Source organism: Sedimentimonas flavescens (genome assembly GCF_019264375.1).
Taxonomy (GTDB): Bacteria; Pseudomonadota; Alphaproteobacteria; order Rhodobacterales; family Rhodobacteraceae; genus Rhodobacter; species Rhodobacter flavescens.
On record NZ_JAHVAI010000008.1, the window covers coordinates 75,517 to 89,817 of the forward strand.

The 14,301-nt window shown below is 65.0% G+C and carries 11 protein-coding genes, 1 tRNA gene and 1 riboswitch; of the genes, 2 read left to right on the forward strand and 10 right to left on the reverse strand.

The window, feature by feature from the left end:
* Positions 1–16 precede the first annotated feature (16 nt).
* The 8 genes from KTQ37_RS09485 to miaB form a co-directional block, all read right to left on the reverse strand.
* Positions 17–463, reverse strand: a complete 447-nt coding sequence (locus KTQ37_RS09485; RefSeq protein ID WP_218630278.1) for a DMT family transporter — start codon at positions 461–463, stop codon at positions 17–19.
* A gap of 79 nt (positions 464–542) precedes the next feature.
* Positions 543–1,007: a preQ(1) synthase gene (gene queF / locus KTQ37_RS09490; RefSeq protein WP_218630279.1), complete on the reverse strand. Its 465-nt coding sequence runs from the start codon at positions 1,005–1,007 to the stop codon at positions 543–545.
* Positions 1,008–1,166: 159 nt separating this feature from the next.
* The gene (metK, locus tag KTQ37_RS09495; protein WP_218630280.1) at positions 1,167–2,333 is read right to left on the reverse strand and encodes a methionine adenosyltransferase; all 1,167 of its coding nucleotides are present in this window, start codon (positions 2,331–2,333) and stop codon (positions 1,167–1,169) included.
* A gap of 7 nt (positions 2,334–2,340) precedes the next feature.
* Positions 2,341–2,389, reverse strand: a riboswitch (SAM-SAH riboswitch).
* An 11-nt stretch (positions 2,390–2,400) separates the two neighbouring features.
* Positions 2,401–3,942, reverse strand: a complete 1,542-nt coding sequence (gene lnt, locus KTQ37_RS09500) for an apolipoprotein N-acyltransferase (protein ID WP_218630281.1) — start codon at positions 3,940–3,942, stop codon at positions 2,401–2,403.
* Between the two features lie 2 nt (positions 3,943–3,944).
* On the reverse strand, positions 3,945–4,835 hold the full coding sequence (locus tag KTQ37_RS09505; protein ID WP_218630282.1) for a hemolysin family protein: 891 nt from the start codon (positions 4,833–4,835) through the stop codon (positions 3,945–3,947).
* A 35-nt stretch (positions 4,836–4,870) separates the two neighbouring features.
* Positions 4,871–5,383, reverse strand: coding sequence for an rRNA maturation RNase YbeY (gene ybeY / locus KTQ37_RS09510; protein ID WP_218630283.1), 513 nt, complete (start codon positions 5,381–5,383; stop codon positions 4,871–4,873).
* Positions 5,364–6,383 carry a PhoH family protein gene (locus KTQ37_RS09515; RefSeq protein WP_218630284.1) on the reverse strand — a complete coding sequence of 340 codons (1,020 nt, stop codon included), beginning with the start codon at positions 6,381–6,383 and terminating at the stop codon, positions 5,364–5,366. Before KTQ37_RS09515 ends, ybeY begins: the two co-directional genes overlap by 20 nt.
* A 212-nt stretch (positions 6,384–6,595) precedes the next feature.
* Positions 6,596–7,921 carry a tRNA (N6-isopentenyl adenosine(37)-C2)-methylthiotransferase MiaB gene (miaB, locus tag KTQ37_RS09520; protein ID WP_218630285.1) on the reverse strand — a complete coding sequence of 442 codons (1,326 nt, stop codon included), beginning with the start codon at positions 7,919–7,921 and terminating at the stop codon, positions 6,596–6,598.
* Positions 7,922–8,037: 116 nt separating this feature from the next.
* Here miaB and KTQ37_RS09525 point away from each other — a divergent pair, with 116 nt between their 5' ends.
* The gene (locus KTQ37_RS09525; protein WP_218630286.1) at positions 8,038–8,910 is read left to right on the forward strand and encodes a glycosyltransferase family 2 protein; all 873 of its coding nucleotides are present in this window, start codon (positions 8,038–8,040) and stop codon (positions 8,908–8,910) included.
* A 119-nt stretch (positions 8,911–9,029) separates the two neighbouring features.
* Here the strand turns inward: KTQ37_RS09525 and KTQ37_RS09530 are convergent.
* Positions 9,030–9,103, reverse strand: a tRNA-Gly gene (locus KTQ37_RS09530).
* 327 nt (positions 9,104–9,430) lie between these two features.
* Here KTQ37_RS09530 and KTQ37_RS09535 point away from each other — a divergent pair.
* Complete coding sequence (locus KTQ37_RS09535; RefSeq protein ID WP_218630287.1) at positions 9,431–11,686, forward strand: sulfatase-like hydrolase/transferase; 2,256 nt, start codon at positions 9,431–9,433, stop codon at positions 11,684–11,686.
* On the opposite strand, the gene ppsA is transcribed toward KTQ37_RS09535, so the two are convergent.
* On the reverse strand, positions 11,683–14,073 hold the full coding sequence (ppsA, locus tag KTQ37_RS09540; protein WP_218630288.1) for a phosphoenolpyruvate synthase: 2,391 nt from the start codon (positions 14,071–14,073) through the stop codon (positions 11,683–11,685). The two genes, KTQ37_RS09535 and ppsA, sit on opposite strands and share 4 nt — an antisense overlap.
* Positions 14,074–14,301: the final 228 nt, after the last annotated feature.

The following is a 14,301-nucleotide window of genomic DNA, read 5'->3' on the forward strand; positions in this document are numbered from 1 at the left end:
GCGCAAGGTCAAGCCCTCAGCCCTTCTGGATCAGGAAAAGCCCCAGCCCCATGAAGCCGATGCCCGCCGCGCGCAGGGCAGTGATCGGGCGCACCATGGCGCCGAAAAGCCCGAACTGGTCGATCATCGCGGCGGATATCATCTGCCCGAGCAGCACGAAAAAGACCGCATTGCCGACGCCGAACTTGGGCGCAACGAAGGTAACCGAGAGAACGTAGAAGCACACCAGAAGCCCCGCGATGAACAGATGGCGCGGCTGCGCGGGCACTTTGGCGAAGGCAGAGGGACCGTGGCTGACGAGCATGACCAACACCGCGCCGCAGAGCGCCACGCAGAACAGCACCACCGCCGCAACGACCGGCGAGCCGATCCGCGCGCCAAGCTGCGCATTCAGCGCTGCAAGGACCGGAATCCCGATCCCGGCAGCCAGCATGATCGCCGCATAGCGAATCCCGTCACCCATGAATGCCTCCCTCTCTCCCGAGGGCAGGCTGCAACGCATTACACCGCTGTGCAAGGCCGGGGTTGTGCGGAGAACAATCTCAGCCGCGGCCGCGATAGGGAGCGACGCCCTGATCGGGGATCCAGGCGCCCTCGGGCGGGGTGCCGGTTTGCCAGAAGACATCGATCGGGATGCCACCGCGCGGATACCAATAGGCGCCGATGCGCAGCCATTTCGGGTTCAAGAGATCGACGAGACGCTTGGCGATCTCGACCGAGCAGGTCTCGTGGAAGGCGCCATGGTTGCGGAACGAGCCAAGAAAGAGCTTGAGCGATTTCGACTCCACCAGCCAGTCAGTCGGGATGTAGTCGATCACGATATGGGCGAAATCGGGCTGGCCGGTCATCGGGCAGATCGAGGTGAACTCGGGCGCGGTGAAGCGCACGCAGTAATCGGCGCCGGGATGCGAGGCGGGAACGCGCTCGAGCACGGCCTCTTCGGGCGATTGCGGGGTGGAGACATTCTGACCGAGTTGGGTCAGGCCTGTGACATCGGTTTTTTCCATCGGGGTCTCGGTTCGTGTTGTGGGGGCGTCAGGGGGCTGTCTGCCCCCTCTGGCCTTCGGCCATTCACCCCCGAGGATATTTGCGCCACGTTGAATGGCATAGTTGCATAAAAAGGGGAGCCCGGAGGCTCCCCCAATCATTGTGTTGCTTGAGCGAAGTCAGAGGGCGTTTTTCAGCGCCTCGGTCAGGTCGGTTTTTTCCCAGCTGAAGCCGCCGTCGGCCTCGGGGGCGCGGCCGAAATGGCCGTAGGCCGCAGTGCGCGCGTAGATCGGCTTGCACAGGTCGAGATGCGTGCGGATGCCCTTGGGCGTCAGGTCCATGCATTTGGCGACGATGCGCTCGATTTCCTCATCCGAGACCTCGCCGGTGCCGTAGGTATCGGCATAGATCGAGAGCGGCTTGGCCACGCCGATGGCATAGGAGACCTGGATGAGACATTTCTGTGCAAGACCCGCGGCGACCACGTTCTTGGCCAGGTAGCGCGCGGCATAGGCAGCCGAGCGGTCGACCTTGGTCGGATCCTTGCCCGAGAAGGCCCCGCCGCCATGAGGTGCCGCACCGCCATAGGTATCCACGATGATCTTGCGCCCGGTCAGGCCCGCGTCGCCATCGGGGCCACCGATCACGAAGGTGCCGGTGGGGTTGACCCACCATTCGGTCGCCTCGGTGATCCAGCCTTCGGGAAGCACTTCGCGGATATAGGGCTCGACGATCTGGCGGATATCATCCGAGGTCTGGGATTCGTATTTGTGCTGGGTCGAGAGCACGATCGAGGTGACGCCGACCGGCTTGCCGTTTTCGTAGCGCACCGAGAGCTGCGACTTGGCATCGGGGCCGAGCGTGGGCTCTGCGCCCGATTTGCGGGCCTCGGCCAGGCGGCGCAGGATCCCATGGGCATACTGGATCGGCGCGGGCATCAGCTCGGGGGTCTCGTCGGTGGCGTAACCGAACATGATGCCCTGATCCCCTGCCCCGTCCTTGTCGACGCCCTGGCTGATATGGGCCGACTGCGGGTGCAGGTAGTTGGCGAATTGCAGCGTCGCCCAGTGGAACTTGTCCTGCTCGTAGCCGATGTCCTTCACGCAATCGCGGGCGATGCCGTCGATCTTGCTCATGAACTCGGCCAGCCGCGCCTTGTCCGACAGGCCTACCTCCCCGCCGACGACCACCTGGTTGGTGGTGGCGAAGGTCTCGCAAGCGACGCGGGCGCGGGGCTCTTCGGCGAGGAAAGCGTCGAGGATCGCGTCAGAGATGCGGTCGCAGACCTTGTCGGGGTGACCTTCCGAGACCGACTCGGAGGTGAACACATAATTTTGTCGTGCCATGGGGAAGTGCTCCATTGATAAAACCCCGCCACGCCAGGAAGCCGTTGTGACGGTTCGATGCGACTGCCTAGACCCGCTGCGCGCCGGGGTCAACGCGGTATCTTTGTCGCAGGCGGTAAATAATGATTGAAAGCGTCAGGATCAGCACAATCACAGGCACATCGCCAAACCGCGCATAAGGTGTCGGTGCAAGGGCAGCCGGAAGCGGCACGTCAAGCACGCCCTCGCGCCCCAGGCCAAGTTCCGCCAGCACGCGCCCTTTCGCGTCAATCATGCCCGAAACACCGGTATTCGCCGCGCGCGCAAGCGGCAGGCCGAACTCGATTGCGCGCAGGCGGGCTTGCGCAAAATGCTGCCACGGTCCCGAGAGTTCGCCAAACCAGGCGTCGTTGGTGACCTGCAACAGCCAATCCGGTCGGGTCGGCGCGCGGCGGATGTCTTGCGGAAAGACGGCCTCGTAGCAGATCAACGGCTGCGCAAGGCCCAGACCGCCCAGATCGAGTACCTGCGCCGAGGGCCCGGCAGAATAGCCGTTACCCTCTTGTGCGGCGAAGGCCGCGATACCGAAGCGCGCGAAGATATCGCCAAAGGGGATGTATTCGCCGAAGGGCACCAGATGCGCCTTGTCATAGACCTGTGTGACCTGCGCATCGGGGGCAATCACGGCCAGACTGTTGAAGTAGCGCCGCCCCTCGGCGCGCTGCACCCCGATCGCAACCGGCACGCCCGAGGCGGCCTCGGCGATCATCTTAAGCCCGTCGCCCGGACGCTCCAGCAAGAAGGGCACGGCGGTTTCGGGCCAGATGATCAGGTCGGGGCGCGGCTGGCCCTGTTCGGACGGTGTCGCGGTCAGTGCCAGATGGCGCAGAAAGAACTCCATCCGGTATTCGGGCAGCCATTTGAGATGCTGCGGCGCGTTGGGCTGGACAAGACGCAAGGTGAGTGGTTCGGCCCGCACAGGATCGGGCGCGGCCAGCCGCTGAACCCCGCCCCACCAGAGCGCGCCCAGAAGCGCAGCGGCAATGCCGATGCGCGCGACCTGCGGCCTTTGCCCCGCAACGGGCAGCGCCGCCAGAACGGCCGTGATCAGGCTCAGCCCCAGGGGGCCGATATAGGCCGCGGCTTGGGCGACCGGCGTATCGATCCAGATATGGCCCAGAAGCACCCAAGGGAAGCCGGTGAAGACGTAGGACCGCAGCGCATCCCCCGCGACCAGCCCAAGCGCCACGCCAAGCGCGCGCGTTGCAGGCCCGGCGCCGAGTCGGGCGCCTAGCCCCACAGACAGCGCCCAGAACACGCCCATCCCCGCTGCCATCAGGACAAGGGCGAAAGGCGCCATCCAGCCGTAGCGCTCGGCCTCAACGAAGAAGGGTTCGACGATCCAAAACATCGCGGCCAGCGCATAGCCGAAGCCCGCTGCAAAGCCGATCCAGCCGGGGCTGGCCGAGCGCACCGCCAGATAGATCAGCGCGCTGAGTGCCGGCAAAGCCGCGAACCACCAGTAAAGAGGGGCCTGCCCCGAAGCAACGCCCGCACCCAAGAGAACAGCGATGCCCAGCTGTCGCCAGCCGGGCCGCTTGGGCGGCAGCAGGAAACGCGGCAGGCGCATGATCACTCGGCCGGGGCCACGCCCGGCAGCCGCACGCGCAGGCGCTTGATGCGGCGCGGGTCGGCATCGACGATCTCGTATTCGATGCCGTTCTCGCCCACTACGACCTCGCCACGCGCGGGCACGCGACCGATCTGCATGAACACAAGCCCGCCCATCGAGTCGATGTCCTGATCCTCGCCGGGGTCCGCAAGCGACATGCCGATCTCGGCCTCGAAATCCTTCAGCGGAGCGCGTGCCTGCACCAGCCACTGGCCGGGCTTTTCCAGCTTCCAGTAGCCGTCCTCGGCCTCGTCATGCTCATCCTCGATCTCGCCGATGACCTGTTCGATGAGGTCTTCAAGCGTCACCAGCCCGTCCACCCCGCCATATTCGTCGATCACCAGCGCCATATGGATGCGCTGCACCTGCATCTTCTGCAACAGCACCCCGATCGGCATCGAGGGCGGCACATAGAGCAACGGCCGCAGCAACTTGCGCAGCGAGAACCGCCCGCCCGAGGCACCAAAGCCGTATTCCAGCGCAAGGTCCTTCAGGTGGATCAGCCCAAGCGGCGTGTCGAGCGTGTCCTTGAACACCGGCAGGCGCGAGTAGCCCTGCGCGCGGAACACCTCGACCAGCTCGTCGCGAGCGACGGTGACGGGAACGGCGACGATCTCGACCTTGGGAATGGCAACATCGCCCACCCGCATCCGGCGCAGGTTGCCCATGCCGGGCAAAACCGCAGGCACGACCGGAACCGCCATCGGCGTCGGCTCAGCCTCAGAGCTGGAAAATACTTCGAATATGCGTCCCAGAAATCCGCGCGACGGCGGTTCTGTACTACTGTCGCCCGCGTCAGATTCTGACACGGACGCGTTGGCGGAGGCTCCTCCGTCAGCGACTTGTCCCATCGGTCCTTTCCAAACAACCGGCCATAGTGGCGGCCTTACTCTCCATATGGGTTGAGAATCCCCATCCGATCAAGCACCCGCACCTCGATTTCTTCCATCAGGGCGGCATCGCCTTCGCGAATGTGATCGAAACCCAGCAGGTGCAGCGTTCCATGCACGAGAAGATGCAGCACATGATCGCGCAGCGCCTTGCCCTGATCGCCCGCCTCGCGCACGCAGGTTTCATAGGCGATGGCGATATCTCCCAGAGCTTCGGGGATGCCCGGCGCGAAGGGCTCGGGCAGGTCGGGCTCGCCGCCGTCGTCCTCGGCCGCGCGCTCGTCGGACGGCCAACTGAGCACGTTGGTAGGGCTGGCCTTACCTCGGAAGTCGGCATTCAGAACGGCGATGCGGGCATCATCGCAGCCCAGAAGGCTGATCTCGAAATCCTCGGGGTCGAGGCCACGGTCGGCCAGAACGGCCCGCGCGGCATGTTCGGCCAGCGCCGAAAGGTCAATTTCCTCCCAGCGCGGGTCTTCGATCAGAATGTCAACCAGCGGCTCCAACATCGTCGCGGTCATAGGCGTCAATGATGCGCGCCACAAGGGGGTGGCGCACCACGTCAGACGCGGTGAAGTAGTTGAACGAGATGCCCTTGACGCCATCGAGGATCCGCTCGGCATCTTGCAGCCCCGAGGCCACTCCGCGCGGCAGGTCGATCTGGCTGCGGTCGCCCGTGATCACCATGCGCGAGCCCTGCCCCAGGCGGGTCAGGAACATCTTCATCTGCATGGTCGTGGCGTTCTGCGCCTCGTCGAGCACCACAAATGCGTTCGAGAGGGTGCGGCCGCGCATGAAGGCCAGCGGCGCTATCTCGATGCGCTTTTCCTCCATCAGCTTTTGCATCTGCTTGCCGGGAAGGAAGTCGTTCAGCGCGTCGTAGAGCGGCTGCATGTAGGGATCGACCTTCTCCTTCATGTCGCCGGGCAGGAAGCCCAGGCGCTCGCCTGCCTCGACGGCGGGGCGCGACAGGATGATCTTGTCCACATGGCCGCCGATCAGCATGGTCACGCCCACGGCGACCGCCAGATAGGTCTTGCCGGTGCCCGCCGGGCCGATACCGAAGGCCAGCTCGTTTTCAAACAGCGCCTTCACATAGGCTTTCTGTGCCTCGGTCCGCGGCTCGACCTGTTTCTTGCGGGTGCGGATCTCGTATTTGCCGGCGGCGAACATCTCAAGCTGCTCGTCCATCGTCACGCCGGCATGGCCAAAGTCGCCCATGCGGATCGTCGCGTCGATTTCACCGGCGTCGATCGGACGCCCTGCCTCGAGCTTCTGATAAAGCTGGTTCAGCACTCCGGCAGCCTGCTCCTGCGACTCTGGCGTTCCGACGATGGCAAGCTGGTTGCCACGCCGCAGGATATGCACCGAAAGCTTGTGTTCGATCTGGGCGAGGTTGCGGTCAAATTCTCCGCACAGGTCGATCAACAGCCGGTTGTCAGGGAACTCAAGAAGCGTCTCGTGTGCATCCTGAGAGCGAGGCGGGGGTGTGATCGCACTAAAGCCCAAGAACGTCTCCCTGTCCGAGGTTGGTGAAGATATGGTGCCCCCAACCCCTGAGTCACGCAAGCATTGGTTTATCCGGTCGGCAAGGAATCCGCAGATTTCACAAAGCTGCAACAAATCAGGCGCCTTGACGAAGCCCAGAGCGGATGCGTGCAGCGTTTGGGCGACTCCCATGCTGTCTTAGGGCGTCGAACCGATTCTGTTCGCGCGGAACTTCAGTCCGCCAGCAATTCGCCCGCCAGCGAGTTCGGCCCCGCCGCCGTGATCCGCACACGGCGCAGTGTGCCCGGCGCCAACCCCTCGGCCTTGACATGGACGGCGTGCAGGTAGTCCGACTTGCCGACCCACTGGCCTTCCAGCCGCCCGGGCTTTTCGAACAGCACGCCCACATCGCGCCCGACCATGGCCTGCTGCGTCGCGCGCTGTTGTTCAGTGATCAGCGCCTGGATCTCTTGCAGCCGCGCGTCGGCCACGTCCGAGGGCACGCCCTCGCGCCCTGCGGCTGGCGTGCCGGGGCGCGACGAATATTTGAACGAGAAGGCCATGCCGTAGCCGATCTCGCGGATCAGATCGAGGCTGGCGCGGTGATCCTCGTCGCTCTCGCCGGGGAAGCCCGCGATGAAATCCGACGACATCATCATGTCAGGGCGGGCCGCGCGGATCCGCTCGACCAGCCGAATATATTCCTCGGCGGTGTGCTTGCGGTTCATCAGCTTGAGGATCCGGTCCGAGCCCGACTGCACCGGCAGATGCAGATAGGGCATCAGCTTGGGCTCTTCGCCATGTGCCGCGATCAGATCCTCGGTCATGTCGTTGGGGTGCGAGGTCGTGTAGCGGATACGCTCCAGCCCGTCGATGCGCGCCAGTGCCCGCACGAGCTTGCCCAAGCCCCAATCGCCATCCGGCCCCTCGCCGTGGTAGCCGTTGACGTTCTGACCGAGCAGCGTGATCTCGCGCACGCCCTTGCCCACCAGCTTCTGCGCCTCGGTCAGGATGCGCGAGACGGGGCGGCTGATCTCGGCGCCGCGGGTGTAGGGCACCACGCAGAAGGCGCAGAACTTGTCGCAGCCCTCCTGCACGGTCAGGAATGCGGTCGGGCGCGCACTTAGCGGACGCTCGGGCAGCAGGTCGAACTTGTCCTCGGTCGGGAATTCGGTGTCGACGGGCTTTTCGCCCCGGTCGGTCGCGGCGACCATTTCAGGCAGCCGGTGGTAATTCTGCGAGCCCACGACCAGATCGACAAGCGGCATCCGGCGCATGATCTCTTCGCCCTCGGCCTGCGCGACACAGCCCGCCACGCCGATCTTCAGATCCGGCTTGGCCTCTTTGAACGGACGCAGGCGGCCAAGGTCGGAATAGACCTTCTCGGCGGCTTTCTCACGGATATGGCAGGTGTTGAGCAGCACCATATCCGCCTCGGCCGGATCGTCGGTAAGCACATAGCCCTTGGTGCCCATGGCCTCGGCCATGCGCTCGCTGTCATAGACGTTCATCTGACAGCCATAGGTCTTGATATGCAGCTTCTTCGGCGTATCCGACATGAGGCCCTCCGGGCTAAAACAGATGCGCCCTTTAGCCAAAACCCGCGCGCGCCGCAACCTTTCCACGCTTGCAATCGGGGCACTCATGGTCAATCTGGGCGCCAAAAGGGGCAGGCATGAACCACGCATCGCTCGCGGCATTTCTGGAACGGGATAGGGCGGCACTGGCCAAGGGGCCGGTCGCTATCATCGTGGTCGAAGACCCGGTCGAGGTGGAAAGCACGCTCGACCACCACCTTAAGCTTGGCTTTCGCACCCTCATCGCCTTCATGCCCGACGGGCTAGAGCTGCCCGCTGCGCTGGCCGATCAGGTCCACCGCATCCCGTCTACATCGCGCGGCCCCGAGGCCCTGCCCGGCCTGATCAATCCGCTGATCGCGGCCGCCCCCGCAGGGACGTGGTTCTATTACGGCTTCAACGCCGAGTACCTCTTTTACCCGTTCAGCGAGACCCGAAATGTGCGCGAGCTGCTGGCCTTCCATACCGAGGAACGCCGCGACGCGATGCTGTGCTATGCGATCGATCTTTACGCACCCGACCTGAGCACGCACCCGAACGGCGTGGATCGCGGCAGCGCGATGCTCGACCGCTCGGGCTATTACGCGCTGGCGCGCCTCGATCCGGCGAACCACTACCACCCGAAAGACCGCCAGTTGGACTTCTTCGGCGGGCTGCGCTGGCGCTTTGACGAGCACATCCCGTACAACCGGCGCAAAATTGACCGTATCGCGCTGTTTCGTACCCGCAAGGGGTTGGAGTTGCGCGCCAACCACACGTTCAACGACGAGGAATACAACACCTACGCCTGCCCCTGGCACCATAACCTGACGGCGGCCGTGATGTCCTTCCGGGTTGCCAAAGCGTTGAAATACAATCCGGGCTCCCGCTTTGACTTGCAGAATTTCGCCTGGCACAACTCGGTCCGGTTCGAGTGGTCGAGCCAGCAGCTAATGGATCTCGGCCTGATCGAACCCGGCCAGTGGTTCTGATCTGCGGCACGTCCCCTTCCTTCGACAGACCCGCCATGGCGATCTTGTACAACGGTTCCACGGCGGCGTGACCCTTCGGCGCGCAGAGGGGCTGACGACACTTCTATTATGAGGGTTTCTGGAGCGGGCGGCGGGAATCGAACCCGCGTCATTAGCTTGGAAGGCTAAGGTCTTACCATTACACAACGCCCGCGACGCCCTTCTGATACCGTCCCGCGCAGAGGGCTGCAAGTGGACTGCGCCACGCGCCACGCATTTTTTCCTGCGCCGCACCCGAAGGTTTCCGGGCAATTGACCGCACCCGCCGGGCGTGTCCAGCCATTGCGGGGCCGGTGACGCTGCCGATAGGCTGGCGACGAAGAAACGGCAGGAGCGCGCGATGACGGCGCCGGCAAGGCAACCAGTTCCCCCGGGGCACCGCCCCCCCGACCGAGCAAACGCACGGACCTTCGTGCTGTGGTGCGGCGCATTGCTGGGTTTGATCCTGATTGGCGCGCGGGCAACGATTCTGGCCGTCCCGATGGCGAATTCCACTCTGCCCGAGGCGCTTGGCCTGATGGCCCGCGGCCTCTGGCAGGATCTGGGGCTGACATTGCTGCTGACCTTCGCGACTCTGTCGGCGCTGCGCTCACTGCCGCGCGGGCGCAACGCGGCACGGGCCACCCGTCTGTTCACCTTCCTTGCCAGCACCGTGATGCTCTGGTCGCTGATCAATATCGTGGCGGTACGCATGCTCGGCTCTCCGGTGACCGCCGACTGGCTCGCGTTTTCGGACATCGAACGCGCGGGCACCGTTCCCAATGCGCTGCGCAGGCTGTTTGGGCTGCGCGAGGCGCTGCTGGCACTGGCGGCCCTGACCGTCCTGCTGGGCGGAGCGCGCATCCTGTCGCGCCATCCCGGCAAGCGCGCGATTGCAGGGGCTCTCATGGCGGCCTATGCGTTGATCACGATCTGGGGGCTGGCGCTGAGCGACGGGCCCGCGCCGGTCTCGCGGGGGCGGCTGGTCAATCCGGTGATCGCCTTTCTGGGGTCTTTTGGCGATGACGGCGGGCTTGTCGGCCTGTCCGAGCTGGGTGCCGGAACGCTGCGCACCCAGATGCCCTTCGGCCCCGCCACACCGCTCGCGCGCCCGCCGATCCCCGAAAAGCCGCTGCGCAACGTGATCCTTTTCGCGCTGGAATCCGTGCCCGCCCGCCAGGCGCAGGGCTGGGAAGGAACCCACCCCGTCACGCCGAACCTCGCCGCAAGCCTCGACCAGGCGCTGGCCTTCGACCGGGCCTACGCGCATGTCCCCGCCTCGAATTACTTCCTCGTCTCGGCCTTCGGCGCGCTTATCCCCGAGCTTTCCACCGATCTGATGACGGCCAGCCGCCCCGGCCTTGACCTGACCACCCTGCCCGAGGTCCTGGGCGCAGCGGGGCTGCGAACCGCCTATTTCGAATCCGCCGACACCCGGTTTCAGGATGCCGAGACCTTCCTGAACGCCGAAGGCTTCAGCGTCGTGCGCGACTATCGCGACTGGGACTGCGCGGGCGGCATCTACGAGGTCGAAAGCGTTACCGACCGCTTCCTGACAACCTCGAACGATCTGTGCACCGTCCGCGAGGTCGAGCGCTGGATCGCGCAGGAGCCCGACCAGCCCTTCTTTCTGGCGATGCGGACCGGGATGACACATTACCCCTATTTCCCCGGCGCCGAACCGCAGGCTTATGTCGAGGATCAGACGCATAACGACTATCTCAACGCGCTGCGCGTCGGCGATCAGGCCTTCGGCACGCTGATGGATTACCTCGACCGCTCGGAGCTGAGCGCGCAGACGCTCGTCATCGTTCTAGGCGATCACGGCGAGGCCTTTGGCGAGCACGGCACCTATGTCCATGCTGCGGCGGTGCATGAGGAAAACATCCGTATCCCCCTCGCCCTGATCAACCCGCAGCTATTCTCGGGGCAGCGCAGCGATCTGCTGGTGGGAATGATGGATGTGGCGCCGACGATCACCGACCTGCTTGGCATCGTCGCCCCCGCAAGCTGGCAGGGCCGCTCGGTCTTCGCACAGGAACGGCAAGACGGGGTGTTCTTCTACGCGCCCTGGAACGGGTTCCAGGTCGGCTACCGCGAGGGCGACCGCAAATACATCTTCAACGGCAACACCGGGGAAGAGCAACTATTCGATCTGCAGGCCGACCCCGACGAACAGCACAACCTTGCTCCGGACAACCCGGCACTGGCCGCCGCAGCGCGCGACAAACTGGGCGATGCCATCGCGGCGCAGAACGCCTACACCGACCGGCTTTTGTCGGCGGGCGCGGTGGCGCCACGTGCGCCGGCGCGCGCCGATGAGATCGTCCTGGAGGTCAGCGGCACCCGGTATCAAAGCGCACCGCGCGCCTGGATCACCCTTGATGGCGCGCATGTCGCCGTGATCGAGGTGACCGACGCCCCAAGCAACGCGGAACGCGACGCGCGGCAGGACGAGATCGACCGCGCCCTGATGACGTTCCGCCTGCCGGTAAGCGCTCCGCCCTGCCCACGCCAGATCGGGGTCTATTTCCTCAATGACGAATGGGAGGGCGACGGGCAGACCGGCGACACGGATCTGCTGGTCCGCTCGGTCCAGTTCGCCGGGCGAAGCTATTATTTCAACAGCTTCACCCTCTTGACCGAGGGCGCGGGCAAGAACGCGGGCGAGTATTTTCGCATGTCGCGCAGCGGCGAATTCCGGGTCGAACTGGCACTCGACAAAGCCTGCCTCAGCGCGGGGCTTGCGCAGCCCTAACTACCCTCCCTCTCTGCCGCCGCAACGTGCTGCTTGACCGCAAGGAAGCTGTCGGGCGTGACCGAGATCGCGTGAATCCCGGCCTTGACCAGAAGGCGCGCAAACTCGGGATCGTTGCTTGGCGCCTGACCGCAGAGGCCAATATGCCGCCCGTTGGCGCGGGCGCGGGCGATCACCGTCTCGATCATCCACAGCACCGCCGGGTCGCGCTCGCGGAACAGGCCCGCCAGTTGCGCCGAGTCGCGGTCCACCCCAAGGGTCAGCTGCGTCAGGTCGTTCGACCCAATCGAGAAGCCGTCGAAGCGCTTGGCGAATTCGTCGGCCAGGATCACGTTCGACGGGATCTCGCACATCACATAGACCTGCAATCCGGCCTCGCCGCGTGTCAGCCCGTTGGCGGCCATGACCTCAAGCACCCGGTCGGCCTCTTCGGGCGACCGGCAGAAGGGGATCATCACGACGACATTGTCAAAGCCCATCTCCTCGCGCAGCCGCTTGATCGCACGGCATTCCAGCGCGAACCCGTCGCGATAGGCGTCAGCGTAGTAGCGCGAGGCCCCGCGAAAGCCGATCATCGGGTTTTCCTCGGCGGGCTCGAACTGGCGCCCGCCCAGAAGATCGGCATATTCGTTGGTCTTGAAGTCGCTCATCCGCACGATGGCCGGGTGCGGATACCAGGTCGCCGCAATGCGCGAGAGGCCCATCGCCAGCTTGTCCACGAAGTAGTCGGCCTTGTCGGGATAGCCCCGCGTCATCCGCGCAATCTGATCGCGCGCCTCGGGGTCGGTCAACTGATCGAAGCGCGTCAGTGCCAGCGGGTGCACCTTGACGACGTTCGAGATCACGAATTCCATCCGCGCGAGGCCGACCCCATCGGCCGGTAGCCGCCACCAGCGCGCCGCCGCCGCCGGGTTGGCGAGGTTCAGCATGACCTCGGTGCGGGTCTTGGGCACGGCGTCCAGATGCAGCTCCTCAACCTCATATTCCGCGATCCCGGCATAGACGAAGCCATGATCGCCCTCGGCGCATGAAACGGTGACCTCTTGCCCGTCATGCAGCAGATGCGTCGCGTTGCCGGTGCCGACGATGGCGGGCAGCCCAAGTTCGCGGCTGACAATGGCGGCATGGCTGGTGCGCCCGCCGTGGTCGGTGATGATGGCGCGGGCGCGTTTCATCACCGGCACCCAGTCGGGATCGGTGGTCGAGGTCACCAGCACCGCGCCATCGACGAAACGGTCGATATCGGCGGCGCTCTCGATCATGCAGACCTCGCCTGCGGCGATCGCGTCGCCCACGCTCAGGCCGGTCAGCAGCTTCGCGCCCTTGTCCTTGATCTTGTAGGAGCGCAGTGCCCCCACATCGGCGCGAGACTGAACGGTTTCGGGGCGCGCCTGCACGATATACAGCTCGCCGCTCTCGCCATCGCGGGCCCATTCCATGTCCATGGGCTGGCCATAGTGCCGCTCGATCGCGCAGGCCTGCCGCGCAAGGGCGAGGATCTCGGCATCGCTCAGCACAAAGGTCTCGCGTTCTGCCTTCGAGGTGGGCACGTTGCGCGTCGAGCCGCCCGCCTCTCCGGCATAGACCAGCTTGCGCTCCTTCTCGCCCAGAGATTTTTCAAGGATCGGGCTAAGGGCGGGGTTGTCGAGGAAGGGTTTGTAGACCTGGTACTCATCGGGGTTGACGGTGCCCTGCACCACGTTTTCCCCAAGCCCCCAGGCCGCGTTGATCAGCACGACCTTGTCGAAGCCCGACTCGGTGTCGATGCTGAACATCACCCCCGAGCCGCCGATATCCGAGCGCACCATCAGCTGGATGCCGATGGAAAGCGCAACCTTCTGATGCTCGAACCCCTTGAGCTGACGATAGGAAATCGCGCGGTCGGTGAAGAGCGACGCGTAACATTTGCGGCACGCGGCGAGCAGCGCAGCCTCGCCGCGCACGTTCAGGAAGGTTTCCTGCTGGCCCGCGAAACTCGCGTCGGGCAGGTCTTCGGCGGTCGCGCTGGAGCGCACGGCCACCGCCGGATCGTCGCGCCCGACGCGCGCGCCGAGCGCGCGATAGGCCGCTACGATCTCATCTCGGATCGCCGCGGGCCAGGTGCCGCCCACAATCGCCGCGCGAATGCTGGCGCCGGTCTGCTGCAGGCTCGCGCGCCCGTCGGCCAGTTCGGCCAGCCGTGCGCCTAGCCCCTCATCAAGCCCGTTTTCGGTCAGATAGCTGCGATAGGCATCAGCCGTGGTGGCAAATCCGGGGGGCACTTTGATGCCCTGCGCATCCATCGCGCGCACCATCTCCCCCAGCGAGGCATTCTTGCCGCCGACGACGCCGACATCGGTGCGTGCGATCTCTTCGAACCACGCCAGATAACGCGATTTCTTCACCATGGCTTCCTCCTCCCGATGCGGCAGGACAGCCCTTTGGGGCCGATCAGCGCACCCTCTGAGGCAATCCTGCACCCACCCGCGCGCAAGGCAAAGCCATTTCCGCCCTTACGCGGCGGGACATTAGCGCGCACCGCGCCACGGCACGGATCAACCGCAGCGTGCGCCCGGGAAAATCGGCACACCGCCATCTGCTGGTCCCAGCCTTGCCATGATCTGATCACAATTCGG

Coding starts and splice junctions, on each gene's coding strand:
- metK (WP_218630280.1), bottom strand. CDS start 2,333: ATGGCACGACAAAATTATGTGTTCACCTCCGAGTCGGTCTCGGAAGGT.
- queF (WP_218630279.1), bottom strand. CDS start 1,007: ATGGAAAAAACCGATGTCACAGGCCTGACCCAACTCGGTCAGAATGTC.
- KTQ37_RS09535 (WP_218630287.1), top strand. CDS start 9,431: ATGGCGAATTCCACTCTGCCCGAGGCGCTTGGCCTGATGGCCCGCGGC.
- KTQ37_RS09525 (WP_218630286.1), top strand. CDS start 8,038: ATGAACCACGCATCGCTCGCGGCATTTCTGGAACGGGATAGGGCGGCA.
- KTQ37_RS09505 (WP_218630282.1), bottom strand. CDS start 4,835: ATGGGACAAGTCGCTGACGGAGGAGCCTCCGCCAACGCGTCCGTGTCA.
- miaB (WP_218630285.1), bottom strand. CDS start 7,921: ATGTCGGATACGCCGAAGAAGCTGCATATCAAGACCTATGGCTGTCAG.
- ybeY (WP_218630283.1), bottom strand. CDS start 5,383: ATGTTGGAGCCGCTGGTTGACATTCTGATCGAAGACCCGCGCTGGGAG.
- KTQ37_RS09485 (WP_218630278.1), bottom strand. CDS start 463: ATGGGTGACGGGATTCGCTATGCGGCGATCATGCTGGCTGCCGGGATC.
- lnt (WP_218630281.1), bottom strand. CDS start 3,942: ATGCGCCTGCCGCGTTTCCTGCTGCCGCCCAAGCGGCCCGGCTGGCGA.
- ppsA (WP_218630288.1), bottom strand. CDS start 14,073: ATGGTGAAGAAATCGCGTTATCTGGCGTGGTTCGAAGAGATCGCACGC.